This is a genomic window from Paenibacillus sp. Y916 (assembly GCF_056786435.1).
Window position 1 is genome coordinate 37,468 of the sequence record NZ_JBXCJA010000019.1, and the last position, 25,440, is coordinate 62,907.

Below are 25,440 nucleotides of genomic sequence, written 5' to 3' on the forward strand. Positions count from 1 at the left end.
ACTTAGACATATACTGTCTATGTTATTTAACTAACACAGGTCAATATATTTGAGCAAACTAAAGACAAGAAGCCTATCCTAATACTGACATTCCATAATAGTATCACATCTGAAATGTCAAGTCAATAGACTTATTGCGGATTATTCCAAGGTTTTATAGCCTTGAATATACGATATCCTTTTTCCTTCGTCACTTCTTGCACTTCTCCGAAACATTGTTCTAACTTTTCCTTTGCCGATGGAGCTCCCTGCTTCTTTTGAATAACAATCCACAGTGCGCCACCTTCTCGCAATTGATGATAAGCCTGTTCAAATATGGCATGAACCGTTTCCTTACCTGCACGAATTGGAGGATTACTTAAAATAACATCGAAACTTCTCCCTTTCACTGCAGTAAATAAATCACTTTCCATAATCGTAACATTCGTGATCCCGTTCAGTTGAGCATTCTCCTTAGCTAGTTCGATCGCCCTCGCATTAAGATCCAGCATGGTCACGTGTCCATTCTCCACTAACCGTGCCGCTGCAAGTCCAATCGGGCCATAACCGCATCCCACATCAAGCACTTCAGCTCCAACCGGTAAGTCCATAGCTTCAATTAATACTTTACTACCGAAATCTACACCTTTTTTCGAGAACACTCCAGCATCACTTATGAAGCGATACTTCACTCCTCTTAATTGCTCATCAATGGTCCTGCGATCATGCTCTGATTCCGGTTGGTTCGAATAATAATGCTGTGGCATCCTAATCCTCCGAATCTTCAATTAGAAACAAACCCCTTGAACTAAATTCAAGGGGTTTGTTTTTTTGAATATGTGCAAGCATTGCTGCTCACAGAAATTAGATGTAGATATTATTTCACTTCTACAGAAGCGCCTACTTCTACCAATTTAGCTTGTACAGCTTCTGCTTCTTCTTTAGATACTTTTTCTTTCAATGCTTTTGGAGCGTTATCTACCAAGTCTTTTGCTTCTTTCAAGCCAAGACCAGTAATTTCGCGAACTGCTTTGATAACGTTGATCTTAGAAGCGCCAGCGCCTGTCAAGATTACGTCAAATTCAGATTGCTCTTCAGCAACTGCTGCAACAGCACCTGCTGCAGCTACTGGAGCTGCTGCTGTTACTCCGAATTCTTCTTCGATTGCTTTAACAAGATCGTTCAATTCCAATACAGACATACCTTTAATTGCTTCCAAAATTTGTTCATTAGTCATGGTGGAACCTCCAATTTTATATTAAAATAATTTTTTTATTACGGAACTCACAAGATTCAAAGTGCTTACGCGCTTTGTTCTTCTTTTTCAGCAACAGCTTTAACCGCAAGTGCGAAGTTACGCACAGGCGCTTGCAATACGCTGAGAAGCATGGAAAGAAGTCCATCGCGAGAAGGAAGTTCAGCCAACGCTTTAATTTGATCAACGCTTACGACTTTACCTTCAACGATACCACCTTTTAATTCCAATGCAACATTCTTCTTAGCGAAATCGTTAAGAATTTTTGCAGGTGCTACAGCATCTTCTCCACCAAACACTACTACAGTTGGACCAACTAGAACGTCATCCAATTCTGTAAGTTCAGTAGCGGCAGTCGCACGACGCAACAAAGAGTTTTTCAATACTGTCATCTCAATACCCGCTTCACGAAGTTGCTTACGCAATTCAGTGATTTGAGTAACGTTCAATCCCCGATAATCGGCAACAACAGTTGTTACGCTTTTGCGTATCTTTGCTGTAACGATATCAACGGAATCTTGTTTAGCTTGAATAGTTTTTGCATTTGCCATTCTCTACACCTCCTGATCAATTACTATGCAGCAGTACTTCATACCACTGACTATTCCTACTTAGGCATTTAAAAAGCCTCCGCAGAATCTACGAAGGCCTGATGAATCATCATTTGTAAGGACTTTCGTCCAACCATTACTGACGTTCTATCACAACACCTCGGTAGGAATTTATGCCACAGGCACCTACTGTCTACGGTAAGCATATTCAACTTTATAATACAATACCAAGTCATTCACAACAACTTTTACATATTATCAAATTACACTGAACAAGTCAACATAATAATCTTATTTGTAAGAAGCTGCATTCACACGTGCACTTGGACCCATCGTCGAGGAAATAGCAATCCCCTTCAGATACACACCTTTAGCAGATGCTGGTTTTGCACGGTTCAACGCTTCAATCAACGAATTAAGGTTCTCATTCAACTGTTCTTCAGAGAATGAAGCCTTACCGATTGGCGCGTGAATTTGACCTGCTTTATCAAGGCGATATTCGATCTTACCGGCTTTAATTTCTTGAACAGCCTTAGCAACATCAAAAGTAACTGTGCCAGCTTTAGGGTTAGGCATTAGACCTTTACCACCAAGCAGACGACCCAGTTTACCAACCTCACTCATCATGTCAGGTGTAGCTACGCAGACATCGAAATCGAACCAGCCTTGTTGAATTTTGTTGATCATATCTAGATCACCAACAAAATCTGCACCAGCCGCTTCCGCTTCCTTCGCTTTGTCACCTTTTGCAAATACCAATACGCGTTGTGTTTTACCTGTGCCGTGAGGCAAGACAACTACACCACGAACGGCTTGATCTTGTTTACGAGGGTCAACACCCAAACGAACAGCTGCTTCAACAGTTTCGTCAAATTTAGCAGTCGCTACCTTTTTCACCAATGCTACGGCTTCTGAAGGCTCATATACTGTTTCGCTATTAATTAGCTTAGCAGCTTCTTGATATTTCTTACCATGTTTAGCCATGAAATGTTCCTCCTTTGTGGTTTTAGCGGAAATTCCTCCCACATATTGCCGGCCATATACAGACCTGCGTGTCGTAGAAAAATCTAAAACTATTCTTCGATTGTGATACCCATACTGCGGGCAGTACCTTCAACCATACGCATAGCAGCCTCAACGGATGCAGCATTAAGGTCAGGCATTTTTTGCTCAGCGATTTCACGTACTACTGCACGCTTAACTGTAGCAACTTTCACCTTGTTCGGTTCGCCAGAACCCTTCTCGATCTTTGCAGCTACGCGAAGTAGAACTGCAGCAGGAGGAGTCTTGGTGATGAATGTAAAGGAACGATCTTCGAACACCGAAATCTCTACTGGAATAATCAATCCAGCTTGATCCGCTGTACGAGCATTGAACTCTTTACAGAATGCCATAATGTTGACACCTGCTTGACCCAACGCTGGACCTACCGGTGGTGCCGGATTCGCTTTACCTGCAGGAATTTGCAGTTTTACAATTTTGATTACCTTTTTTGCCATGTAAAACACCTCCTTGACTCAATAGTGGTAAGCGGACATCGCTGCCCTCCCACAAGAAACCTAAAGATTAATCAATCTTCTCCACTTGGTCGAAATCCAACTCAACTGGGGTTTCCCGTCCAAACATATTAACGTGTACCTTGACCTTACTCTTGTCCACCAAAATTTCTTCCACGGAGCCGACGAAATTCGCAAAAGGACCGACTTTAATCTTAACGGATTCCTTAAGTTCAAATTCGACAAGGGGCTTCGGTTCATTCATTCCCATATGTTTGAGAATCTGCTCCATTTCTTCTGGAAGCAGGGCTGTAGGTTTAGAACCTGAGCCAGTCGAACCAACGAAACCTGTCACTCCTGGTGTATTGCGAACAACATACCAAGAATCATCAGTCTGGATCATTTCGACAATGACATATCCGGGGTAAACTTTACGCATGACAGTCTTAATCTTGCCATCCTTGTTTACGAGTTCTTCTTCCATCGGAACAAGAACACGGAATATCTTATCTTCCATACCCATAGACTCTACGCGTTTTTCTAAATTGGCTTTCACCTTATTCTCATACCCTGAATAGGTATGAACAACATACCAGCTTTTTTCCATATCATGCCACCTGGGACCCTTCTTAAATAATCGCTTCGATCACAGCGGAAATACCGATGTCGAGCACCCAAAAATAAATAGTGACAAACGTAACAGTCCCAATAACTATAAGAGTATAGTTCGTCAGTTCTTTACGATTAGGCCAGCGAACCTTTTTAAGTTCAGCCCAGCTCTCAGAGAAAAAGGAAAAAATTGACTTGAATCTGCGTTTCACGCCGACTACACCTCCAATAAGACTAACTTATCTGGTTTCGCGATGAGGAGTTTGCTCGTTGCAATACTTGCAGAACTTCTTCATCTCCATGCGGTCGGGGTGGTTCCGCTTGTTCTTCGTGGTTGCGTAGTTTCTTTGTTTGCAATTCGTACAAGCCAAAGTGATAATTACCCGCATGATGTGCACCTCCCGTAGATGTCTCCTTTAAGAAGACTCTATATTGATCCCAATTAGAAACAGTTTCACTTCCATTGCTGAAAGAAAAAGCCGTTTCTGCGAGATGAATAAGAAAGAATACAAGATGACTTTTGCTCTCTTATTCATTAAAACCACGCGAATTTAGGCTTACCTAAACCACTTTATCACATGGCTCATATCATGTCAACGAAAGATTGGCTTCATTCATAACCACATATTCCTATTTGAGAGTTTATCCAAAAAGCCTACCTTTTGAACTCGCACTGCTAGAAATCGTCACAATCCTAATTTCCTATTACTTAAGTATCCGCCTGCAATTCTGTACTAGTATCGTCATTCTTGCAGGGCCTAAACATTGGCATTCCATCATGTGATAAAAAAAAGACTCGTTATCGAGCCTTTCTAATCTGAGCGTCTGTTCAGTTATCTCTTATCTCTAAATATTTCTCCAACTTACGCTTCACACGCTGAAGTGCATTATCTATCGACTTCACATGTCTGTCCAAATCTACCGATATTTCCTGATAGGATTGGCCATCCAAATACAACATAAGAACCTTACGTTCCAAATCACTTAGAATTTCCGACATTTTGTCTTCAAGACCCATGAACTCTTCTTTGTTAATAGCTAGTTGCTCCGGGTCACATATTTGTGTCCCTGAAATAACATCTAGCAACGTTCGATCAGAATCTTCATCATAAATGGGCTTGTCCAACGATATGTATGAATTCAATGGAATATGCTTCTGTCTAGTAGCTGTCTTAATCGCCGTAATAATTTGTCTTGTAATACATAATTCGGCGAAAGCTTTAAACGAGGACTGCTTATCCGCTCTGAAATCCCTTATCGATTTATATAACCCAATCATTCCTTCTTGAACGATATCTTCACGATCAGCACCAATCAAGAAATAGGATCTGGCTTTAGCACGTACAAAATTTCTATACTTGTTGATCAAGAACTCCAGTGCTTCACTCTCCCCTAAGCGGAAAGCTTGGACAATGTCCTCATCACTGAGAGACACATAATCTGACACCATTAAATCCTTCAAGTCGACACTCACCAGAATCCCCCCGGTTGCAACGAAAGGTACACCGTTACTCTGTGAAATATAGCACCAGTATATATGATGTAACCTATGAACGTCAACCACAACATAACCAGTAAAGGCCATCTATAACAAGATTGTCAAGAGTTTGAAGTTTGTAATATATTCCTCATCTTCATTCGCGCCGCCAACGTTCGAACAGTATCCGCTGCTCTTTACTCAATTTGGCATCTAATGTATTGCCTTTAGAGACATACTTATCTAGTTCAATCTGTTTCTGAATTTCACGCTCACAATTCTCAACTTCAATAAGAAGTTCACGAGCGGATAGGCGAAGTGCCCCTTTAGCAAAAATAACATGCTGCTCAATTAAGTCGCTCGTTGCCACATAAATCTGACGTCGCCTACGAGTCATTTCACCCACTAACCGTTCAATGGTTTCATCGGCAGTTTCCTTTTCTTTCGTGAAAAAGACTTGTATTTTACTCTGAGAGAAGGACTTTCCTAAACCAGGGACACGATAAGCATCAAAGACTGCAATGATTTGTCTTCCTGAAAATGCCTGATAATTTGCTAGCCGCTCAAGTAGACGATCCCTCGCTTCTTGCATACTCTTTGTTGCCAATTGGGCAAGTTCGGGCCATCCCCCAATCATGTTGTATGCATCTACAAGAAGCACATCCCGCAAGTCTGCCATATATACTACTCTGGCTTACGACGTTGGCGCAGCACCTCATACATCACTACTCCGGCAGCTACAGAAGCATTTAACGAGTTAATCTTACCTGCCATAGGCAGTTTCACTAATACGTCACATTTCTCTCGGATCAATCGCCCCATACCTTTGCCTTCATTGCCCACAACGACGGCTAAAGGACCTACGAATACATCCGTTTCATATATTTCCTGCACAGCTTCAACATCAGTACCCACTACCCAAATACCCGATTCTTTCAACTTATCAATAGTCTGTCCTAAATTGGTCACTTGCGCTACTGGCACATATTCAACAGCACCCGCAGATGTTTTAGATACCGTTGCCGTCACTTGAGCAGAACGACGTTTGGGAATAATAACACCATGTACTCCAGTACAGTCTGCAGTCCGTAAAATAGAACCCAAATTATGAGGATCTTCGACTTCATCGAGCAACAACAAGAAGGGTACCTCACCTTTTTGTTCAGCAATAGCTAGAATGTCATCCACTTCCGCATATTCATATGGAGCAACTTGAGCTACCACCCCTTGATGCTGAACATCTGGGACCAATTGATCCAACTTTCGTTTATCCACTTGTTGAATAACAACCCCGCGTTTTTTAGCTTCAGCGATAATGGGTAATGTTAAATGCTTCTGTGCATTTTCAGATATCCATATCTTATTAATGCTTCTTCCCGAGCGAAGAGCTTCGGTAACAGAATGCTTTCCTGCGATCATTTCCTCTTCCATATTGTTTATTCCTCCTTCTCTCCACGTTCATTTTTTAAAAAAATACTATTGATCTATATACTGAATACTTAACAGGATTAATTCATTCATTCTTTCTATCTGTTCCGTGTAGTACAGATATCCTATTAGAGATTCAAACGCTGTAGCATGGCGGTATTCCAACACATCCGCGTTCTTAGGAACACTTCCCGATTTGGCATTGCGCCCTTGTCTAACGACATCTCGCTCCTTTTCCGTTAAGAACGTCTCAAGATGCGCTACGATTCTACTCTGTGCCTTCGCTGATACCATCTTCGTTGCCGAGGTATGAAGATGATGTGGTCGCAGATTCGGTTTAGAGATCAGATATTGGCGTACCGCTACTTCATAAAGTGCATCCCCAATATAGGCTAATACAATGGGTGGAAGCAGATTCGCCTTCTTTGCGGGGGGAAATGGATACAATCCATTCTCAAATAGCTTCAGATCATTTCCCTCGCTCATTTCCGTCTCCAGCGCATACCTTGCGCTGTATCCTCTAATATAATTCCACGGGAAGCAAGTAAATCACGGATTTCATCAGCACGACTCCAATTCTTATCCTTACGAGCCTGTTCTCGGTCAGCAATAAGCTTATCAATGTCTTCATCGATCAGTTCAGCTTCATTCACAGCGTACAATCTCAGTACTTGATTCATTTCATCAAAAACATGCAATAAAGCGTATATATCGACAGCTTTCACAACGGGATGTTCCAATAAGGAATTGGCTTCATTTACCCATTCGAACATAGCCGTAATCGAATCTGCTGTATTGAAATCATCCTGCATTTTGGCATGATACATTTCTAGAATATCCGAAAGTCTGACCTGCAATGACTCATCAACAGCATCCGTCATGTTCACTATAATAGAAGTTAATCGATGTTTGAGATTGTCGACCGCATTGCGAATTCGTTCTGTACTCTTCTCCGCTTGGTTAATCGTTTCGTTATTGAAATTCAGTGGATTACGATATTGGCTAGATAGCATAAAGTAACGAATCGACTCCCATTTATACTGTTTACGCAAATCTTTGACCAATATACCATTGCCTAGCGACTTAGACATCTTTTCATTGTCTATATTGATATATCCATTATGCATCCAATAATTAGCGAATGTCTTGCCCGTCAACGCTTCCGTCTGGGCTACCTCACATTCATGATGTGGGAATTGTAAATCTTGTCCCCCCCCATGAATATCGATAGTATCTCCTAAATATCGACGAGCCATAGCGGAGCATTCAATATGCCATCCCGGTCTTCCCTCTCCCCATGGACTTGACCAAGATATTTCCCCTGGCTTAGCAGCCTTCCATAGCACAAAGTCCTCTGGGTTCTCTTTGCGTTCATCCACACCAATGCGAATACCGAACTGTAATTCTTCTACATTCTGATGAGATAACTTACCGTATTCCTTGAATTTATGAGTACGATAGAATACATCTCCACCGTTCTCGTAGGCGAATCCCTTCTTCTCAAGCTCCTTTATAAACTCAAGGATCGATTCTATATTCTCCGTAACACGTGGATTAATCGTAGCACGAGTCAATCCTAACCCCTCTAAATCTTCATAATAAGCACCGATAAATGTATCCGCTACCTCTGGCACGGTACTACCTGTTTGTTCTGCTTTACGAATTAATTTGTCATCCACATCCGTAAAGTTCACAACATAATTCACTTCATTACCTAGTTGTTCTAGATAAGTTCGAACGACATCAAATACAATCATTGGACGAGCATTACCGATGTGAATAAAGTCATAGACGGTTGGTCCGCATACATACATTTTCACCTTCCCGGGTTCCTGTGACACAAAGAGTTCCTTGTTACGGGTTAGCGTGTTATACATTTTTAGTGCCATGTATTCAAATCCTCTCGTTCTTGTTCTTATTCTTATTCTTATTCTTTGACTTGCCCATGTAACTGCTGATTTTCCCGCTTCACATGATCCAGCTCGATACGAAGCGCTTCAATCTCTCCTTGAAGTAAACGAATAGCATCCACGACGGGATCGGGTAACTGATGACTGAGGCGATCAACGCGTCTTCCATCCTTCTTAACAATTTTACCCGGAATACCTACTACGGTACTATTCGGTGGGACCTCTTTCAGAACAACAGAGTTAGCTCCAATATTAGATTGGTCACCTACCGTAAAAGAACCTAATACTTTGGCTCCTGAGGCAATGACGACATTATTACCAATAGTAGGATGGCGTTTGCCCTTTTCCTTACCTGTCCCTCCAAGAGTCACCCCTTGGTAAATGACCACGTCATCTCCAATTTCACATGTCTCCCCAATAACGACGCCCATCCCGTGGTCAATAAACAATCTATTTCCGATTGTGGCACCAGGATGGATTTCGATCCCTGTCATGAATCGACTGACTTGCGAGATGATCCGTGCTATTGTAAACCAACGGCGTTTGTAGAAGCTATGTGCAATCCGCTGCGCCCAAATGGCATGAAGTCCCGAATAGGTGAAGATGACCTCGAATAATCGTCTAGCCGCAGGATCGTTTTCAAATACCGCTTGGATATCTGATTTCATGTTCTTAAACATATCGTTCTCCTCTTCGACACTTTTCGGTTCTCCTTATTTCGCTGCTTGTGTCCATATTATCACTTATAGAAATCAAAAAATCCCCTGCAGCATACGCTGCAGAGGCGTTGATCGCGGTTCCACTCTGCTTGAGCTGTTCATCACATTAATAATTTATATTATTAACATGACTTGCATCTCTTCTTAGCGTCCAATAACGGGTGACGATCCGGAAATGATCTAACGTCAGGATAGAACCCCTCTCCTTCGCTCGATCAATCAGCTCACAGGCGCATTTCGATTACCGACATATGGATAACTCACAGCACTAGGCGAGTATGAACTCTCCTGGTTATCCTCTCTGGATCATGCCACAGTAACGTACTTTTCCTGATCCTAGCTATTCGTATATACTCTCAAGTCTCATAATACTCCATCCGCCAACCTAGCACAATATCCTTTTAGAGGTTGTTCAAAAAGTCATCTTTTGATCACGATGTATACCAAGAGGCTTACTCGACATCGAATATTGAATTCAGCCGGTCTTTCCGGTGCTCACGTAGGTACTGCCTACGCTCCGCTCCTCTCTCCCTTGCTTCATCCAATCTTCTCGGTGCTGAAAAGTCGACTTTTTGAACACGCACTTTTCACAAGATATGTTATGATCCAATAATTTGTGACTTCAGTCTGTTCTTCACATTATCCAATCCAAGCAGGTAGATCGTTTGATTCAGATCACGACCATGCATCTGACCTGTCAAAGCTACGCGAATTGGCATGAACAATTGCTTGCCCTTGAACCCTGATTCCTTCTGAACTTCTTTAATCAGAACGGCCATCTTTGCTGGGGTGAACTCGTCTGTTCCTTCCAACTTAGCAAGAAAAGCTGACAATACTGTTGGCACCTGTTCTTCTGCAAGAATAGCCTTCGCTTCCGCATCCAGTTCAATGTCAGCACGGAAGAACATCTCAGACAATGCCACAATATCAGAAGCTGAATTCAGTTGTTCCTGATAGAGTGCAATAAGCAACTTCGCCCATGCTTCCTGCTCCTCATTCAATTCCTCTGGCAACCTGCCTGCACGTTGCAGATGTGGGATGGCTAACTTAGCAATTCGATCTGGATCTGCCTGTTTAATATAATGATTGTTCAAATAAGCTAATTTATTCTGATCGAACACAGCCGGGCTCTTAGACAAACGTTCCGCGTTAAATATCGTAATTAGCTCATCTTTAACGAACATCTCCTCTTCACCCTCTGGCGACCAGCCGAGCAAGGAAATAAAGTTAAACAACGCTTCCGGTAAATATCCCAATTGATCATACTGCTCAATGAACTGCACAATCGACTCATCACGTTTACTCAACTTCTTATGATGTTCATTCACGATCAAAGTCATATGGCCGAACAACGGTGCGTCCCAACCAAGCGCTTCATAAATCATCAACTGACGTGGTGTGTTAGATATATGATCTTCTCCACGCAGTACATGCGATATTTCCATGAGATGGTCATCGATAACGACGGCGAAGTTATAGGTTGGAATCCCATCCTTCTTCACGATAACGAAATCACCTGTCTCATCTGTGTTGAAAGAAATACTTCCCTTAACGATATCCTCGAAAGTATAAGTTCTATCTTCCTGCACACGGAAACGTATACTCGCTACACGACCTTCCGCTTCAAATGCACGGCGTTGTTCTTCGGTTAAATGACGATGCTTACCTGAATAACGAGTCGTTTCCCCACGAGCGATCTGTTCTTCCCGCTCCAGTTCCAGTTCCTCTTCTGTACAATAGCAACGATAGGCAAAACCTTTATCCAACAGTTCCTGCCAGTACTTTCGATAAATATCAAGACGTTCTGTCTGGCGATAGGGCCCATATTCGCCCCCTACATCGATACTTTCATCCCATTCCATGCCCAGCCACTTCAAATATTTCAGTTGGCTCTCTTCTCCGCCTTCTACATTTCGTTTCAAGTCCGTATCTTCAATTCGAATAATAAACTTCCCGCCTAGATGGCGAGCAAATAAATAGTTAAAAAGAGCCGTTCTTGCATTACCAATATGTAAATGTCCGGTTGGACTCGGTGCATAACGTACGCGCACTGCATTGGTCATTATTATCCCTCCAATTCGTCAATCTTACACGTCATTTATATTTTAAGATGATAGCATATTTCGGGTTAAGCATACAACAGATTGGGCGGCGATCCCTTCGCCTCTTCCTACGAATCCTAATTGCTCCGTTGTCGTTGCTTTCACATTAACTTGAGTCACGTCCGCTTCAAGCGCCTTGGCGATCACTTCCACGATTTGAGGAATATAAGGTGCCATCTTCGGCTTCTGAGCCATAATCGTCGAATCAATATTGCCAAGTTGATAACCTTTTTCTTTGGCAAGAGCCCATACCTCTTCTAATAACTTCAGACTGTCAGCATCCTTATAACGAGGATCTGTGTCTGGAAAGTGCTTCCCGATATCCCCTAGACCTAGCGCTCCAAGGATCGCATCTGTGACTGCATGCAGAAGCACGTCAGCATCCGAATGTCCTACTAGACCTAACTCATAGGGTATCGTAACCCCACCAATAATACATGGTCTACCCTCAACCAATTGATGCACATCAAACCCTTGTCCTACTCGTATCATTATTTTCCCTCTCCTTTACGATTCTCTATAAATGCTGCATACTCCAAATCATCAGGCGTCGTTAACTTGATGTTGGCATAGCTCCCCTGTACGACAGCGACAGGAATGCCTAAGCGCTCCACTAGCATCGAATCATCAGTTCCTACGAACTTCGCACCCTGTGCCTCCTTATGGGCCCTCAGAAGATCTGAAACACGAAAAGTCTGTGGGGTCTGAATAGCCCACAGACTTTGACGATCTGGCGTCGCCACAATAATACCCGATCCATCAACTTGCTTAATTGTATCCTTCACAGGGACAGCTAATACAGAAGCACCGACGCGAAGGGCGACCTCATAACATTCTTCAATATCGGACTCTTCCACAAACGGCCTTACCCCATCGTGGATCATGACCCATTCCGTATGGATCTCTAATAAGCCCTTGTATACAGAATGTTGTCTCTCGCTTCCCCCTGAGATAACTTTGACTACTTTGTCCAAGCTATACTTCTGTACCCATGCCTCAGCGCGGTCGACATCTTCCTGACCCGTTACCAATACAATCTCTTGCACCAAAGGTAACCTATTGAACACTTCTAGTGTGTGAATAATAATCGGCTTATCCGTAAGCATAAGATACTGTTTACTTTCTTCAGTACCCATTCGAGAACCTTTACCCGCCGATACAATAACGATTCCCAGACCCTTGTCCATAATGATACCCCTGTCTTCCTTCCCATGTACTAGGAAATAGTTATCTCCATCATACCGTTTCTACTGGGCTTTTTCCAACAGTTTCGGTTTCGCAAAGATCATTCGTCCTGCAGAGGTCTGAAGAACGCTTGTCACCAACACTTCCATCAGCATACCGATATATTCACGTCCACCTTCCACAACAATCATCGTTCCATCATCAAGATAAGCTACACCCTGCCCATGTTCTTTGCCATCTTTGATCACCTGAACCATAATTTCCTCACCTGGAAGCACGACAGGCTTAACTGCATTCGCAAGATCGTTGATATTCAGTACTGAAACACCTTGCAACTCACAGACTTTGTTCAAGTTGTAATCATTCGTAACCACTTTCCCCTTCAACACCTTAGCCAGCTTCACAAGTTTACTATCGACTTCCGATATTTCTTCGAAATCCCCCTCGTAGATTAACACTTTAATATCTAATTCTTTCTGAATTTTGTTCAAAATATCAAGACCTCTGCGGCCACGATTACGCTTAAGTAGATCCGATGAATCGGCGATATGCTGTAACTCTTCAAGAACGAACTCAGGAATAACAATCGTCCCTTCTATAAAGCCCGTCTTACAGATATCCGCAATCCGTCCATCTATAATGACACTCGTATCGAGAATTTTATGCTCTTCTAGTTTTCTTTCATCGGAAAGTTCCTCCCGACTCCATCTCCCAGATGTCCATAATGTCGCCAATTCAACTTTTTTCTCCATAGCAATTCTAAGCCCCAAATAACCACATGTAAGCGTCACTCCTACTCCGAGCAACTGTCCTGCCGTTCCAAGCCATCCAAGGCTAGGATACAATAACAGGGCTAGTATGAGGCCTCCGGTTAATCCAGCCGCCCCCGCCGTCAACTCATTCATAGGCATTGTTGTGAAAGAACCGACGAATGAATGTAATCTGTAAACCGCCTTTTCTGCACTTACAGAGCCAACCAACATAAATAAAATAGCACCTAACGCTGCGAAGGCTAAACTACCTCCCACACTATCACTTCCACCAAATTGGGTTATCCAATCCGGGAATGATCGTCCTAATAAACCATATATCGCATATCCAAACCAAACACCACATAGCCCAATGAATGCTAAAATAGCTTTTTTTAACATGATTACCCACACCTCCTCCAAAATATTTACCATAAGAGGTAGTTCAAAAAGTCACCTTTTGATCACGAAGGTTAGCAAGAGGTCTATTCGACATCAAATATTGAATTCACCCGGTCCTTCCGGTGCTCACGTAGGTACTGCCTACGCTCCGCTCCTCTCTCCCTGGCTTCATTCAATCTTCTCGGTGCTGAAAACCTGACTTTTTGAACTTTCACTCATACATATCCTTATCCAGTATGATCCAGTTCAACGATGAATAACCCTACCCCGCATAATAATTTATGTTCATCACTTCATAGCCTCATGACCTAGCTATTTGGGATGATTGTAGTTTTTCTAGTTGAAAATAAGTAAACGACTGGCATATAATGAATGCAATTCATAATACTAGAGGTGATTGATAAAATGGGTTCATTAAGTTTACAGGATTTCCAGAATCAAGTATCAGACCTACTACTCCGTCACCGCAGCCTACTTGATGTCTTGTCTAAGAATGGACAGAGCAGTGCATCATTGAATAGGGCCGTTGTCAAAGCAGTTACTGACTGTGGATGCATTGAAATTCATGCTACCCAACAAACTTTTGAGCCAGAGTTAAACCTCTCATCATCAAAAGAAGTTGTAGGATCTCACGTATCTGGTCATTTATGCGAGAACTGTAAGGAATTCATCAGCACGGAATTGGGACGGAATATGTTCTATTTGTCAGCCCTTTGTAACTTACTTGATATTAATATGGATGACGTCGTTGCAGAAGAATCGACGAAATGCTCTACCCTTGGACTATTCAATATGTCTTAATATTGATTTATACATGCTGGGGAATGATAAGAAAAACTCCTTGCGACGTTCTTGGCGAAAGAGTTCGTTCTATTCCCTTCTTTGGCTTACTTTCAGGGACTTCTACTAGCTACTGCCTACTATTCACTATTCACTATTCACTTTCCACTATCCACTATCTACTTCACAGCTACCTAACATATACCGTCCCCCCAATCACCAATAGCTGCATTAAGTACACTTAAATTTGGTCATATTCCCTTTTCACTACGTTTAGTTGTATAAAGGTCATCTAATTACTGGAGAATCATCTATTCTCATCATTTCCCCTGTTTTAAGTGTGCTTTGTGCAACTAATTCTTCTTCAGCCACCCTTTTCTTCTGAGTAAGTATCATTTATGCAACTATTCCATCTTATTCAAGCGAACTTCTTGTATAAAATACTCTTCCAAATGTTACAATGACATACTATGTACTTTTGGATTGATTCCACCCTGAATAGGACAAAAAAAGCATTTATCTCGTTGCCCTAGAGGCATGAAATAAATGCTTTTTATTTATACATATATCGAGGCTCTTAATCCTCATTCAGTTAATTATCCATATGAAGAGGATCCTCTTCCGTCTTCTCTTTGTTACGGCGTCTTAAAGCTCTGTCTATACTCTTCTTCACACCATATACAGCATACGTGGCTAACGGTATAAAAATTACCTTGGATATTTGTTCTGGATATATCACTGCAATAGCTACAGCAATAATAATGACGATTGGTGCACCTATAACTACCTTTCTAGGTAGGCCAATCTTCTTAAAGTTCGGATATCTTACCCTGCTAATCATTAAATAGGATAACAATAACATGATTATAACCATATAAGTGCCAGATATTTCTTTATGAAAAAGAGTTAATGTTGCTAATACTCCCCCAGCTGCTGGAATCGGTAACCCGATGAAATAGCCTGTTGTTCCTCCTGTTCGTACATTGAACCTTGCTAAACGAAATGCCCCACACATCGGGAATATGGCTGTAGCTGCCCAAGCGATGGAATACGGCATATCTTGCAATGTAACCATATACATCAGGATTGCAGGTGCTGCACCAAAAGAGACCATATCTGAAAGAGAATCTAACTCTTTCCCGAACTCACTTTGTGCATTCAATGCCCTTGCGACACGTCCATCAAGACCATCTAATAACATCGCAATAATGATCATAATCGCAGCCATACTAAACTTATCATTCAGTGCCAACATCATGGCAATCATTCCCAGAGCCAAGTTCCCCAATGTGAACATATTCGGAATTGATTTTGTCATTCATTATTCACCTCAATCTAGTTCAAATCAGCCTTGATCATTCATTGATTGTATGGCATTTATACTTGCCTGTCAATGAATACTTGCTCTTGTAAGCGGTTCAGGCCTTCCTTAATATTCTTCGCCCTAACCTCTCCAATCCCGTCCACTTCGTCCAACTCTTCGATAGTTGCTGTCATAATTTGCGGCAATTGTTCGAATCGTTCCAACAGGTTATTAATGATTACATTAGGCAATCGAGGTATTTTGTTCAGCACTCTATATCCTCGCGGTACGATGGCTTCCTCCGATGTAACCGATGATGCTGAGTATCCTAATAATCGAGCTATGTAATGAAGATCCAGCAATTCATCGTCGGTGGCACGCTTCAGCCCAGCAATAATCTCACGAATTTTCTCTTCCTTATCCACTTTGGCATAGTCTCTATATAGAAGCCAAGCCTCCACTTCCATATTACTAACCAGTTCCTCCAATTGCATGCTGATCAGACGACCCTCATTACCTAATTCAGTAATATATCGTTTGATCTCCATTTTAATTCGAACGACTCTTTCCACGCGTTGAACTACGCTAACAACTTCAGGTACCGTAACGAGTTCTTCAAACTCCGATGCAGACAGATTGGTTAGTGCTTGATTCAGTACGGACCGATACTTCTCCAATGTCTGAATGGCTTGGTTCGCTTTGGTCAGAATGACACCTATCTCCTTAAGCGAGTAGCGTAAGCCTCCTTGGTATAACGTAATAATCGTGCGACGCTGTGAGATCGAAACGACAAGCTTTCCTGTTTGTTTCGCCACACGCTCAGCGGTTCTATGCCGGATCCCTGTTTCGGAAGACGAAATGGAGGAATCAGGGATCAATTGCGTGTTCGCATACAGAATTCGTTTGAGATCCTCACTCAATATGATAGCCCCATCCATCTTCGCTAACTCGTATAAATAATTGGGTGAGAAATCGCAGTTGATCGAGAATCCACCATCCACAACCTCCATCACCTCAGGACTGTATCCGACAACGATTAACCCGCCTGTCTTCGCACGCAATACGTTCTCAAGTCCCTCCCTGAAGGGAGTTCCAGGTGCAACTAACTTCAATAGATCATTCATTATATCTACCTGATTGGCTTCCTTCATTAAAGTTAATACCCCCTAATCTAATGCAATGGATAAGTCTACAGCAGATTTATAATCTAAAACGGAACTAATCTAACGCAGCTGCCAATGCTTGGGCAACAGTCGTTACACCAATAAGTTCTATCCCTTTAGGATGGCGCCATCCCTTCAAGCTCTTCTCGGGCAGAATAACTCTTTTGAATCCTAATTTCTCTGCTTCCTTCACACGCTGTTCTACGCGAGATACACCCCTCACTTCACCCGTCAAGCCAACCTCACCAAAGAACACATCATATGGCCTTGTCGGTGCGTCTCGAAAACTAGATGCAATACTCACTGCGATCGCTAAATCTACCGCGGGTTCATCAAGCTTCACGCCTCCGGCAACGTTAAGATACGCATCCTGATTCTGAAGGAACATCCCCATTCTTTTCTCTAAAACGGCAATAATAAGACTCATTCTATGATGATCAATCCCAGTACACATTCGACGTGGGGATGGGAAATTGGTAGAAGTAATTAGCGCTTGCAGTTCAACAAGGACAGGTCTTGTACCTTCCATACTTGCAACAACTGTTGAGCCCGCTACTCCAAGAGGTCTCTCTGAGAGGAATAGCTCCGATGGATTCTCCACTTCATTAAGACCGCTTTCACTCATCTCAAAAATGCCAATTTCATTCGTCGATCCGAACCGGTTCTTCACCGCCCTAAGCAAGCGATACGTATGATGTCTTTCTCCTTCAAAATAAAGCACACAATCCACCATATGTTCAAGCATTCTCGGTCCTGCAATCGCTCCTTCTTTAGTAACATGACCCACTAGAACGGTTGCGATACCTTGACCTTTAGAGACACGCATAAATCGGGCAGTACATTCCCGAACCTGAGATACACTTCCAGGAGCACTTGTTACCTCAGGCAAATAAACAGTCTGAATCGAATCGATCACTAGAAAATCAGGTTTAACGCTTTCGATAGCTTCTTCGATGGCTTCCATATTCGTCTCACATAGAACGTATAATTCGGCAGATAGCGCACCGAGCCGATCAGCTCGTAACTTCGTCTGTTGTACGGATTCTTCACCTGAAATATAGAGCACCCGAAGTCCTGACATAGATAAAGAATGCGATGTTTGGAGAAGCAATGTTGATTTACCAATACCCGGGTCACCACCAACGAGGACAAGTGAACCTGGAACGATTCCTCCACCTAGTACTCGATTTAGTTCGGCAATCCCCGTGTCCACTCTTCCTTCTTTGCTACTTTCTATACTTATGATGGGGAGTGGCTTTTCTTTACTCTGAAAAAGGGAAGAGTTCATACCTTGTGTCTTAACGACACTTTCGGTCTCCTCCACCATTGAATTCCAGGCCTGACAGCCTGGACATTTCCCATACCATTTCGGCGATTCATATCCGCACTCGGTACAGTTAAACTTTATTTTAAGCTTAGCCATTGTTCTCTCCTTAATTAAATAGCACAGTAAGTTATGCTAATGATGTCGAATTCACGCTATTATTAAGTTTACCACCAAGATGGAATGAACTAAAGGTAAATCCTCGCTCATTTATTCCTTCTATATATGATTTATCGTAAAGAAGGGATGAAAAGTTTACATCATCCTTAATTAAACTGAGATACACTCTGATGAGGCAGAGGACTTTTCACATTATAACCACTTTCCAGCTTCTCCAATCTCCTGTAGTTGCGGATGCAAAAGCGGTTGGAAATGCAGTTACAGTTATAGCTGCAGTTGCATAAAGTGCACTTAAATTCGGCCAAATTCCATTAAAGCTAACTTTAGTTGCATTGAAGGTAGCTAGTTACTGGAAAATATCACTTTTCATCGTTATCACCACTTTTAACTGTAGTTTAAACAACTATTTCTCTCGACCGCACTTTTGTGTATGAAACAACTGTACTTTTTGCATCTATTTCCCTCTACCATACCTTTGTACTTGAATTAACTGCACTTTCTGCAGTTGCGAGCGTGGGGGTGACGGTGGCGGCGGGGAGCATGATGATGGCGGTGGTGATGACTATTCAACGTTTGTGACTACTTAGCTTCTGCAACTGCGGCGGTAGGCCCCGGATGCTGAGTGCATCGGGGAGTGGCGAAGTTTTAACGGAACTCACAGACCTTATTCTATGAATAGATGCCCATTTGGAATTTTAACGGAAATACAGGCCTCTATATGCGAATAAGTTTCCATAATCCAGAGAAAAGCGCATAATAAGGTCGCTCACTTCCGTTAGATTTCCAAAAGTGACGTTTGAGACACAATAAGGTCTGTCACTTCCGTTAGAACACTTACGAAACTCCACTTCCACTCCTACTTCTACTTCTACTTCTACTTCTACTTCTACTTCTACTTCTACTTCTACTTCTACTTCTACTTCTACTTCTACTCCTACTCTCACCCTCCACCAACCTTACGACTTCCCTCATTCCCCTCGATCGAGCCTATTAAAATGTAAAAAAAGTAGTACCCTCCATCATTAAGAGGGTACTACTTCATTATTACATTTCGCACAATTTACAAGAGTACAACGCTACCACGGGTGGGTCCTATGGGCTTAATTGTTCTTAGTTACCTACCTCGGGTATATCCGATCCAATACGTTATTCTTGTTCTTTGTTATCTGCTTCAGGAGTATCCGATGGACTGTTCTTAGTTACTGTCAACCCGTCTTCCCCTTTATCAATAAGAAGGGAATCTCCTTTGCTAATATTACCTGTTAGTAGTTCTTCAGATAACCGATCTTCAATATGCTTTTGGATCGCCCGACGAAGTGGTCGTGCACCAAAGGCTGGATCATATCCTTCTTTAGCCAAGAATGCTTTAGCTTCATCTGTTAATATGAAATCCACATCATGTTCCTTCAATCGTTTACGAAGTTCCTCAGACATCAATGTTACAATCTCTGCAATATGTTTCTGTTCCAATGAGTGGAATACGATGATTTCATCAATCCGGTTCAAGAATTCTGGTCGGAAAGTCTTCTTCAGTTCACCCATCACTTTGTCCTTCATGTTGCCATAATCGGCTCCCCCATCTTGCACAGCCGTGAAGCCCAACGTTGAATTACGTCTGATCGCTTCTGCTCCTACATTGGAAGTCATGATAATAAGTGTGTTGCGGAAGTCAACTACACGACCTTTGGAATCGGTCAAGCGACCATCTTCTAGCACTTGTAGTAGAATATTAAATACATCAGGATGCGCCTTCTCAATCTCATCTAACAGTACGACAGAATATGGCTTGCGGCGTACCTTCTCCGTTAATTGGCCACCTTCTTCATACCCTACATACCCTGGAGGCGCTCCAACGAGACGAGACGTCGAATGTTTCTCCATATACTCAGACATATCAATCCGTACTATAGCATTCTCATCTCCGAATAATGCTTCGGCCAACGCACGCGCTAGTTCTGTCTTACCTACACCTGTTGGTCCAAGGAATACAAATGAACCCATCGGACGCTTAGGATCTTTAAGTCCAGCTCGAGCACGTCGTACCGCTTTACTTACGGATTTGACCGCTTCTTCTTGTCCAACTAGACGTTCATGTAGAATCGATTCCATATTCAGAAGACGTGCTGTCTCTTCTTCTTTCAGCTTACTCACCGGAATTCCAGTCCAGCTTGCCACAATTTGAGCGATATCGTCTGGTGTCACTTCAGAATCCGTGCTTCCTTGTTTCTCTTTCCACTGATTCTTCGTAATATCTAACTCTTCACGAATCTTTTGTTCAGTATCACGTAGAGCAGCTGCCTTTTCGAATTCTTGGCTTTGGACAGAGGCATCTTTTTCCTTGCGAACATCTTCAAGTCGACTTTCTAATTCTTTCAAATCCGGTGGAATCGTGTAAGAATTCAATCTTACTTTAGAACCGGCTTCATCAATTAGATCAATGGCCTTATCTGGCAAGAAACGGTCTGGAATATAGCGATCCGACAATTTAACTGCTTCAACAATTGCTTCATCCGTAATCTTCACACGGTGATGTGCTTCATAACGATCACGCAAGCCGAATAGAATCTGAACAGCTTCTTCCGGTGATGGTTGATCCACTACAATCGGCTGGAATCTACGCTCTAAAGCTGCATCTTTTTCAATATACTTACGGTATTCATCGAGGGTTGTAGCCCCAATACATTGTAATTCTCCACGAGCAAGGGATGGCTTCAAAATATTAGATGCATCGATAGCACCCTCCGCTCCACCAGCACCAATCAACGTATGCAATTCATCAATGAAAAGAATAACATTACCTGCTTGGCGAACTTCATCCATAATCTTTTTAAGACGATCTTCAAATTCACCACGGTATTTAGTTCCAGCTACAACAGATCCCATATCGAGTGTCATAACCCTTTTATCACGAAGTGTCTCAGGAATTTCATTATTAATAATTTTCTGTGCAAGTCCTTCAGCAATGGCTGTTTTACCTACCCCAGGTTCACCGATCAATACTGGATTATTCTTGGTTCGGCGACTAAGCACCTGAATAACTCTCTCAATTTCCTTACTACGACCAATGACTGGATCTAGATTACCTTCTCTAGCAAATGCCGTTAGATCCCGTGCCAAGCCATCCAACGTTGGTGTATTCACATTCGCTTGTGTTCCACTATGGCTTGATACCGTTTCATTGCTGCCAAGTAGTTGCAACACTTGTTGACGCGCTTTATTCAGGCTGATCCCTAAATTGTTAAGTACTCGTGCAGCCACACCTTCACCCTCACGAATAAGACCAAGCAAAATATGTTCTGTTCCAACGTACGTATGTCCCAGCTTACGAGCTTCGTCCATTGAAAGTTCAATCACTTTCTTAGCGCGAGGAGTATAGGCGATATTCGTTGGCTGTTCTTGTCCTCGACCAATCAGTGTCTCCACTTCATCTTGAATCTTCTCGAGTCCTAGACCAAGCCCAACTAAAGCCTTAGCAGCAATGCCATCTCCTTCACGAATTAAACCAAGCAAAATATGCTCTGTACCTATATTATTATGACCTAAACGAACCGCTTCTTCTTGAGCCAATGCGAGCACCTTTTGCGCACGTTCCGTAAATCTCCCGAACATCATAACTCCTACACCTCCATGAAATTTAAATTCTTCTTATTGTATATTATCTTGAGAACCTAACTTCTTCCGAATTAACCTAGCACGATAGACGTCACGTTCCTCATTAGTAATGGCTTCCCCGAATGTCTTTTGAAGAAAACCCGCTTGGGTCATAACATTCAATTCATTCATTACAGGGGTGGATGGCCCCTTAATAATACCCAAATCAACACCAAGACGAACATCAGATAGCCGTTGTGCAGCCTCTTTCGAGTCTAACATTTCTGCATATAACAAAATTCCGTATGATCGTTGTACACGATCCGTCATTCGAAGCTTCGATTCATTGAGCAGTCGTTCACGAGCATTCTGCTCATGTTCAATAATTTGCAACACAACACTGTGTAGATTATCGATAATTTCATTCTCTGTCTGTCCCAGTGTAATCTGATTCGATATTTGAAATATATTACCTACAGCTTCACTACCCTCGCCATAGATTCCTCTTACCGTTAAGCCTACTTGGGATACCGCTGACAAAATCCGATTGATCTGCTGTGTCATCACCAGTGCTGGTAAATGCATCATCACCGAAGCTCTAAGTCCTGTTCCTACATTGGTCGGACAACTTGTTAGATAACCGCGTGTGGCATCAAATGCATAATCAATATGTGCCTCAAATATATCATCAAGGGCTGTCGCCTTCTCCCAAGCATCACGTACCTGGAATCCTGGATATAGACATTGAATGCGCAAATGATCTTCTTCGTTAATCATAATGCTAATGGATTCATCTTCACTTAGAATAACTGCACCATGTTCTGATTCGTTAGCCAGACTTGGACTAATCAGATGCTTCTCCACAAGAACTTTTTTGTCCAATGGTGAAATGTCATCTAAGTAAAGCATATGGAATGTACCAAATGATTCTAATGGTTCATATTTCTTCATGTCTGTTAGAGTATCTCGCACCACCATCGATTGCTCACTTGTCGCAAGCAAGGGGAATGGAATATGCTGTATGTTGCGCGCCACTCGAACTCGACTACTTATCGCAATGTCGGAATCGTTTGCGTCACCGAGCATCCATTGACTAAGCGCTTGTTCGGTGAATCGGAGATTTGGCATTACGCATTCCTCCTTCTAAAAAGAACTTTACTCTTCTGACAATCCCTTTTCAAGCTCTCTAATCTGATCACGAAGTGCTGCAGCCTCTTCAAATTCTTCTTGGATAATTTGTTGTTGCAGCTCAGACTTCAGATCCTGTAACCGTCGTTTAACTTGTATTTGAACGCCACCCCTTATCGGTACTTTGCCCACGTGAGCAGTACTCCCGTGAACTCTTTTGAATAAGGGATCTAGACGATCGTTGAAATATTTATAACACGAACTACATCCAAAGCGTCCAGCTTTACTAAATTGTGAGTACGTCATGCCACATTCTTCGCATCGTAACGTTTGAGCGCCTTTCGAGGTACCGGATTGAATCTTCTTAGCTGCGTCGAAGTCAATGAATCCCGACAATAAGCTATGAATCGAGAATCCTCCTGTTACCCCAGGAATCATCTCGCCCTTCTCACGAGCACATGATTCACACACATGAAATTCCGTTTTCTCTCCATTTACAATCTTGGTAAAATGAAGTGTGGCCGGTTTGTTTTCGCATTCTTGACAAAGCATGTCGATGTACCTCCCTTTCTTCGTAGGTCATTTACCTAATAAAGAGATCAGCATCGCTTTCATCATTCTGGCACGTATCTCATCCCTGTAAGGTAGCTTGATCATGAGGCATTCCCTGGAGATCGCTGCACGCATTAAAGTAGCTTCGCGTTTGCTTAGGAAACAGGATCCCTCCAGTTGATAGATCAGCCCTTCCGCTGTCGTCTGGTCGATATCTTCACCAATCGTCTGTCTTAGATGGGTATGAAGTTCAGAGTGTTGCGGAAGATCAATTCGTTGAATCCGAATATAACCTCCACCGCCTCTCTTGCTCTCCACAAGATAGCCCTTCTCTAACGTAAAGCGAGTACTGATGACATAATTGATCTGTGATGGTACACAGACAAACTTCTCAGCCAGATCGTTGCGTTGAATTTCCACTGTTCCTTCGGGACTTTCATGCAGAATATTCTTCAGATATTGCTCAATAACATCAGAGATATTACGCATCATTCATCCTCCAGTTATCAACCTCAACTCTTTCGTGGTTACCCACTTCCCAAGATGTAGTTCTATTCCTCATCTCTTCGTTGGTTGACTTTGACTTTCTTTGACTTTGTTAATATTATATCATATTCTTTGGTTTTGCCAAGGGGTATTACATATTTTTAGTGTGGACCTCTCTAAGCAATAATATTCTTGCAAGCTGGGATTATCGAGTAAGATCAGGCAAATCCTTAGTTGGCTTGATAATATGCTCTACAAAAGAAGAATTATTAGTTTAAAGGAAAAGTAGCTAATGTGAGTTTTAGTTGCAGAAAGGACAGTTAAATGTTGCGATTTGCGGATAAGTGGCGATTTTCAAGTAATTAAGTGTAGATTTGCAACTAGATTGGCGTCAGAAGCAATTTAGCTGAATTTAGCTGTACTATGTGCAACTGCATGGTGAGTTGGGGAAGTGTTGGGAACGATGTCTAGTGGTTGGGGCAAGTTGATGGGTTGTGGGCTGAGGTGCAGTCGTTGGGGCGAGTTGATGGGTTGTGAGCTGAGGTGCAGTTGTTGGGGCAAGTTGATGGATTGTGAGCTGAGGTGCAGTCGTTGGGTAGCTGAGGAATTGGGTAGCAGTGGTCGAAGCGCAGAAAAATGAAGCCTTGAGCCGCTGTAGAAAAGTAAATAGATAATTAGTTGTATAAAAGGCAGTTAGTTTGAAGGAAAAGTAGCTATAGTGAGTTTTAGTTGCAGAAAGTACAGTTAAATGTTGCGATTTGCGGATAAGTGGTGATTTTCAAGTAATTAAGTGTAGATTTGCAACTAAATTGGCGTCAGAAGCAATTTAGCTGAATTTAGCTGTACTATGTGCAACTACTGCATCAGGAGGTACTGATGATTGGAGTTGGTGAGTGGTACTGGATGGTGCGCGGAACAAATGGGAAGTTGATGGTTGATGGTTTATGATTGGTGGTTAAAGTACGCTGGGTGAGGTGGTGGATAGAACTCCTTGATGCTTAGACAGCTTCAGATCCAGTTTCAAACAAAAGAAAAACCACCGTTGATCGAAATCAACAGTGGTTCTTATGCTTGGCGACGTCCTACTCTCCCAGGACCCTGCGGTCCAAGTACCATCGGCGCTGGAGGGCT

At 42.4% G+C, this 25,440-nt stretch carries 28 protein-coding genes and 1 other annotated feature; of the genes, 2 read left to right on the plus strand and 26 right to left on the minus strand.

The window, feature by feature from the left end:
• Positions 1-131: 131 nt before the first annotated feature.
• The 18 genes from AC1TO9_RS23965 to AC1TO9_RS24050 all read right to left on the minus strand — a co-directional run bounded on the left by AC1TO9_RS23965 (position 132) and on the right by AC1TO9_RS24050 (position 13,862).
• Entirely contained in the window at positions 132-746 is a 615-nt protein-coding gene (locus tag AC1TO9_RS23965) for a class I SAM-dependent methyltransferase (protein ID WP_482060693.1), read from the minus strand.
• 110 nt (positions 747-856) lie between these two features.
• On the minus strand, positions 857-1,216 hold the full coding sequence (gene rplL / locus AC1TO9_RS23970) for a 50S ribosomal protein L7/L12 (RefSeq protein ID WP_438348959.1): 360 nt from the start codon (positions 1,214-1,216) through the stop codon (positions 857-859).
• A gap of 65 nt (positions 1,217-1,281) precedes the next feature.
• Entirely contained in the window at positions 1,282-1,785 is a 504-nt protein-coding gene (gene rplJ / locus AC1TO9_RS23975; protein ID WP_482057778.1) for a 50S ribosomal protein L10, read from the minus strand.
• 60 nt (positions 1,786-1,845) lie between these two features.
• Positions 1,846-2,002, minus strand: a sequence feature (ribosomal protein L10 leader region).
• A 74-nt stretch (positions 2,003-2,076) separates the two neighbouring features.
• Positions 2,077-2,769 (minus strand): 50S ribosomal protein L1, encoded by a 693-nt coding sequence (gene rplA / locus AC1TO9_RS23980; RefSeq protein ID WP_482057779.1) that lies wholly within the window; start codon positions 2,767-2,769, stop codon positions 2,077-2,079.
• Between the two features lie 89 nt (positions 2,770-2,858).
• Positions 2,859-3,284, minus strand: a complete 426-nt coding sequence (rplK, locus tag AC1TO9_RS23985; RefSeq protein WP_482057780.1) for a 50S ribosomal protein L11 — start codon at positions 3,282-3,284, stop codon at positions 2,859-2,861.
• Between the two features lie 67 nt (positions 3,285-3,351).
• Positions 3,352-3,888 carry a transcription termination/antitermination protein NusG gene (nusG, locus tag AC1TO9_RS23990; RefSeq protein WP_482057781.1) on the minus strand — a complete coding sequence of 179 codons (537 nt, stop codon included), beginning with the start codon at positions 3,886-3,888 and terminating at the stop codon, positions 3,352-3,354.
• Positions 3,889-3,910: 22 nt separating this feature from the next.
• The gene (gene secE / locus AC1TO9_RS23995; protein WP_482057782.1) at positions 3,911-4,102 is read right to left on the minus strand and encodes a preprotein translocase subunit SecE; all 192 of its coding nucleotides are present in this window, start codon (positions 4,100-4,102) and stop codon (positions 3,911-3,913) included.
• A 27-nt stretch (positions 4,103-4,129) separates the two neighbouring features.
• Complete coding sequence (gene rpmG / locus AC1TO9_RS24000; protein WP_082865682.1) at positions 4,130-4,279, minus strand: 50S ribosomal protein L33; 150 nt, start codon at positions 4,277-4,279, stop codon at positions 4,130-4,132.
• Between the two features lie 440 nt (positions 4,280-4,719).
• Positions 4,720-5,364, minus strand: a complete 645-nt coding sequence (sigH, locus tag AC1TO9_RS24005) for an RNA polymerase sporulation sigma factor SigH (RefSeq protein WP_482057783.1) — start codon at positions 5,362-5,364, stop codon at positions 4,720-4,722.
• A gap of 160 nt (positions 5,365-5,524) precedes the next feature.
• Positions 5,525-6,046: an NYN domain-containing protein gene (locus tag AC1TO9_RS24010; RefSeq protein ID WP_482060694.1), complete on the minus strand. Its 522-nt coding sequence runs from the start codon at positions 6,044-6,046 to the stop codon at positions 5,525-5,527.
• Positions 6,047-6,051: 5 nt separating this feature from the next.
• Positions 6,052-6,798, minus strand: coding sequence for a 23S rRNA (guanosine(2251)-2'-O)-methyltransferase RlmB (gene rlmB, locus AC1TO9_RS24015; protein WP_482057785.1), 747 nt, complete (start codon positions 6,796-6,798; stop codon positions 6,052-6,054).
• 45 nt (positions 6,799-6,843) lie between these two features.
• Entirely contained in the window at positions 6,844-7,281 is a 438-nt protein-coding gene (locus tag AC1TO9_RS24020; RefSeq protein ID WP_482057786.1) for a Mini-ribonuclease 3, read from the minus strand.
• A complete protein-coding gene (cysS, locus tag AC1TO9_RS24025) occupies positions 7,278-8,684 on the minus strand; it encodes a cysteine--tRNA ligase (protein ID WP_482060695.1) in 1,407 nt (468 codons plus the stop codon). The genes AC1TO9_RS24020 and cysS overlap by 4 nt, the downstream gene beginning before the upstream one ends.
• A 38-nt stretch (positions 8,685-8,722) precedes the next feature.
• Positions 8,723-9,385, minus strand: coding sequence for a serine O-acetyltransferase (gene cysE / locus AC1TO9_RS24030; RefSeq protein ID WP_482057788.1), 663 nt, complete (start codon positions 9,383-9,385; stop codon positions 8,723-8,725).
• Positions 9,386-10,023: 638 nt separating this feature from the next.
• Positions 10,024-11,487, minus strand: a complete 1,464-nt coding sequence (gene gltX, locus AC1TO9_RS24035) for a glutamate--tRNA ligase (RefSeq protein WP_482060696.1) — start codon at positions 11,485-11,487, stop codon at positions 10,024-10,026.
• A gap of 42 nt (positions 11,488-11,529) precedes the next feature.
• Positions 11,530-12,018, minus strand: coding sequence for a 2-C-methyl-D-erythritol 2,4-cyclodiphosphate synthase (gene ispF / locus AC1TO9_RS24040; RefSeq protein ID WP_482060697.1), 489 nt, complete (start codon positions 12,016-12,018; stop codon positions 11,530-11,532).
• Positions 12,018-12,713 (minus strand): 2-C-methyl-D-erythritol 4-phosphate cytidylyltransferase, encoded by a 696-nt coding sequence (ispD, locus tag AC1TO9_RS24045; protein ID WP_482060698.1) that lies wholly within the window; start codon positions 12,711-12,713, stop codon positions 12,018-12,020. The genes ispF and ispD overlap by 1 nt, the downstream gene beginning before the upstream one ends.
• A gap of 60 nt (positions 12,714-12,773) precedes the next feature.
• Entirely contained in the window at positions 12,774-13,862 is a 1,089-nt protein-coding gene (locus AC1TO9_RS24050; protein WP_482060699.1) for a PIN/TRAM domain-containing protein, read from the minus strand.
• Positions 13,863-14,267: 405 nt separating this feature from the next.
• Between AC1TO9_RS24050 and AC1TO9_RS24055 the strand changes: the two genes are divergently transcribed.
• Positions 14,268-14,663 (plus strand): DUF1573 domain-containing protein, encoded by a 396-nt coding sequence (locus AC1TO9_RS24055; RefSeq protein ID WP_482057793.1) that lies wholly within the window; start codon positions 14,268-14,270, stop codon positions 14,661-14,663.
• A 571-nt stretch (positions 14,664-15,234) separates the two neighbouring features.
• Here the strand turns inward: AC1TO9_RS24055 and pssA are convergent.
• From pssA to AC1TO9_RS24095, 8 genes are all read right to left on the minus strand, one after another.
• Positions 15,235-15,960, minus strand: coding sequence for a CDP-diacylglycerol--serine O-phosphatidyltransferase (pssA, locus tag AC1TO9_RS24060; RefSeq protein WP_482060700.1), 726 nt, complete (start codon positions 15,958-15,960; stop codon positions 15,235-15,237).
• A gap of 59 nt (positions 15,961-16,019) precedes the next feature.
• Complete coding sequence (gene disA, locus AC1TO9_RS24065) at positions 16,020-17,096, minus strand: DNA integrity scanning diadenylate cyclase DisA (protein WP_482057795.1); 1,077 nt, start codon at positions 17,094-17,096, stop codon at positions 16,020-16,022.
• 67 nt (positions 17,097-17,163) lie between these two features.
• Positions 17,164-18,531 (minus strand): DNA repair protein RadA, encoded by a 1,368-nt coding sequence (gene radA, locus AC1TO9_RS24070; protein ID WP_482057796.1) that lies wholly within the window; start codon positions 18,529-18,531, stop codon positions 17,164-17,166.
• 716 nt (positions 18,532-19,247) lie between these two features.
• Positions 19,248-19,496 carry a hypothetical protein gene (locus AC1TO9_RS24075; RefSeq protein ID WP_482060701.1) on the minus strand — a complete coding sequence of 83 codons (249 nt, stop codon included), beginning with the start codon at positions 19,494-19,496 and terminating at the stop codon, positions 19,248-19,250.
• A 202-nt stretch (positions 19,497-19,698) separates the two neighbouring features.
• On the minus strand, positions 19,699-22,164 hold the full coding sequence (gene clpC, locus AC1TO9_RS24080) for an ATP-dependent protease ATP-binding subunit ClpC (RefSeq protein ID WP_482057799.1): 2,466 nt from the start codon (positions 22,162-22,164) through the stop codon (positions 19,699-19,701).
• Between the two features lie 33 nt (positions 22,165-22,197).
• On the minus strand, positions 22,198-23,271 hold the full coding sequence (gene mcsB / locus AC1TO9_RS24085) for a protein-arginine kinase McsB (protein ID WP_482060702.1): 1,074 nt from the start codon (positions 23,269-23,271) through the stop codon (positions 22,198-22,200).
• Positions 23,272-23,298: 27 nt separating this feature from the next.
• Positions 23,299-23,823 (minus strand): protein-arginine kinase activator protein McsA, encoded by a 525-nt coding sequence (gene mcsA / locus AC1TO9_RS24090; protein WP_482057801.1) that lies wholly within the window; start codon positions 23,821-23,823, stop codon positions 23,299-23,301.
• A gap of 27 nt (positions 23,824-23,850) precedes the next feature.
• Positions 23,851-24,312, minus strand: coding sequence for a CtsR family transcriptional regulator (locus tag AC1TO9_RS24095; protein ID WP_482057802.1), 462 nt, complete (start codon positions 24,310-24,312; stop codon positions 23,851-23,853).
• A gap of 448 nt (positions 24,313-24,760) precedes the next feature.
• On the opposite strand from AC1TO9_RS24095, the gene AC1TO9_RS24100 reads away from it, so the two are divergent.
• On the plus strand, positions 24,761-24,949 hold the full coding sequence (locus tag AC1TO9_RS24100) for a hypothetical protein (RefSeq protein WP_482060703.1): 189 nt from the start codon (positions 24,761-24,763) through the stop codon (positions 24,947-24,949).
• Positions 24,950-25,440 lie beyond the last annotated feature (491 nt).

Coding starts and splice junctions, on each gene's coding strand:
- AC1TO9_RS23965 (WP_482060693.1), bottom strand. CDS start 746: ATGCCACAGCATTATTATTCGAACCAACCGGAATCAGAGCATGATCGC.
- rplL (WP_438348959.1), bottom strand. CDS start 1,216: ATGACTAATGAACAAATTTTGGAAGCAATTAAAGGTATGTCTGTATTG.
- rplJ (WP_482057778.1), bottom strand. CDS start 1,785: ATGGCAAATGCAAAAACTATTCAAGCTAAACAAGATTCCGTTGATATC.
- rplA (WP_482057779.1), bottom strand. CDS start 2,769: ATGGCTAAACATGGTAAGAAATATCAAGAAGCTGCTAAGCTAATTAAT.
- rplK (WP_482057780.1), bottom strand. CDS start 3,284: ATGGCAAAAAAGGTAATCAAAATTGTAAAACTGCAAATTCCTGCAGGT.
- nusG (WP_482057781.1), bottom strand. CDS start 3,888: ATGGAAAAAAGCTGGTATGTTGTTCATACCTATTCAGGGTATGAGAAT.
- rpmG (WP_082865682.1), bottom strand. CDS start 4,279: ATGCGGGTAATTATCACTTTGGCTTGTACGAATTGCAAACAAAGAAAC.
- AC1TO9_RS24010 (WP_482060694.1), bottom strand. CDS start 6,046: ATGGCAGACTTGCGGGATGTGCTTCTTGTAGATGCATACAACATGATT.
- rlmB (WP_482057785.1), bottom strand. CDS start 6,798: ATGGAAGAGGAAATGATCGCAGGAAAGCATTCTGTTACCGAAGCTCTT.
- AC1TO9_RS24020 (WP_482057786.1), bottom strand. CDS start 7,281: ATGAGCGAGGGAAATGATCTGAAGCTATTTGAGAATGGATTGTATCCA.
- cysS (WP_482060695.1), bottom strand. CDS start 8,684: ATGGCACTAAAAATGTATAACACGCTAACCCGTAACAAGGAACTCTTT.
- cysE (WP_482057788.1), bottom strand. CDS start 9,385: ATGTTTAAGAACATGAAATCAGATATCCAAGCGGTATTTGAAAACGAT.
- gltX (WP_482060696.1), bottom strand. CDS start 11,487: ATGACCAATGCAGTGCGCGTACGTTATGCACCGAGTCCAACCGGACAT.
- ispF (WP_482060697.1), bottom strand. CDS start 12,018: ATGATACGAGTAGGACAAGGGTTTGATGTGCATCAATTGGTTGAGGGT.
- ispD (WP_482060698.1), bottom strand. CDS start 12,713: ATGGACAAGGGTCTGGGAATCGTTATTGTATCGGCGGGTAAAGGTTCT.
- AC1TO9_RS24050 (WP_482060699.1), bottom strand. CDS start 13,862: ATGTTAAAAAAAGCTATTTTAGCATTCATTGGGCTATGTGGTGTTTGG.
- AC1TO9_RS24055 (WP_482057793.1), top strand. CDS start 14,268: ATGGGTTCATTAAGTTTACAGGATTTCCAGAATCAAGTATCAGACCTA.
- pssA (WP_482060700.1), bottom strand. CDS start 15,960: ATGACAAAATCAATTCCGAATATGTTCACATTGGGGAACTTGGCTCTG.
- disA (WP_482057795.1), bottom strand. CDS start 17,096: ATGAAGGAAGCCAATCAGGTAGATATAATGAATGATCTATTGAAGTTA.
- radA (WP_482057796.1), bottom strand. CDS start 18,531: ATGGCTAAGCTTAAAATAAAGTTTAACTGTACCGAGTGCGGATATGAA.
- clpC (WP_482057799.1), bottom strand. CDS start 22,164: ATGATGTTCGGGAGATTTACGGAACGTGCGCAAAAGGTGCTCGCATTG.
- mcsB (WP_482060702.1), bottom strand. CDS start 23,271: ATGCCAAATCTCCGATTCACCGAACAAGCGCTTAGTCAATGGATGCTC.
- mcsA (WP_482057801.1), bottom strand. CDS start 23,823: ATGCTTTGTCAAGAATGCGAAAACAAACCGGCCACACTTCATTTTACC.
- AC1TO9_RS24095 (WP_482057802.1), bottom strand. CDS start 24,312: ATGCGTAATATCTCTGATGTTATTGAGCAATATCTGAAGAATATTCTG.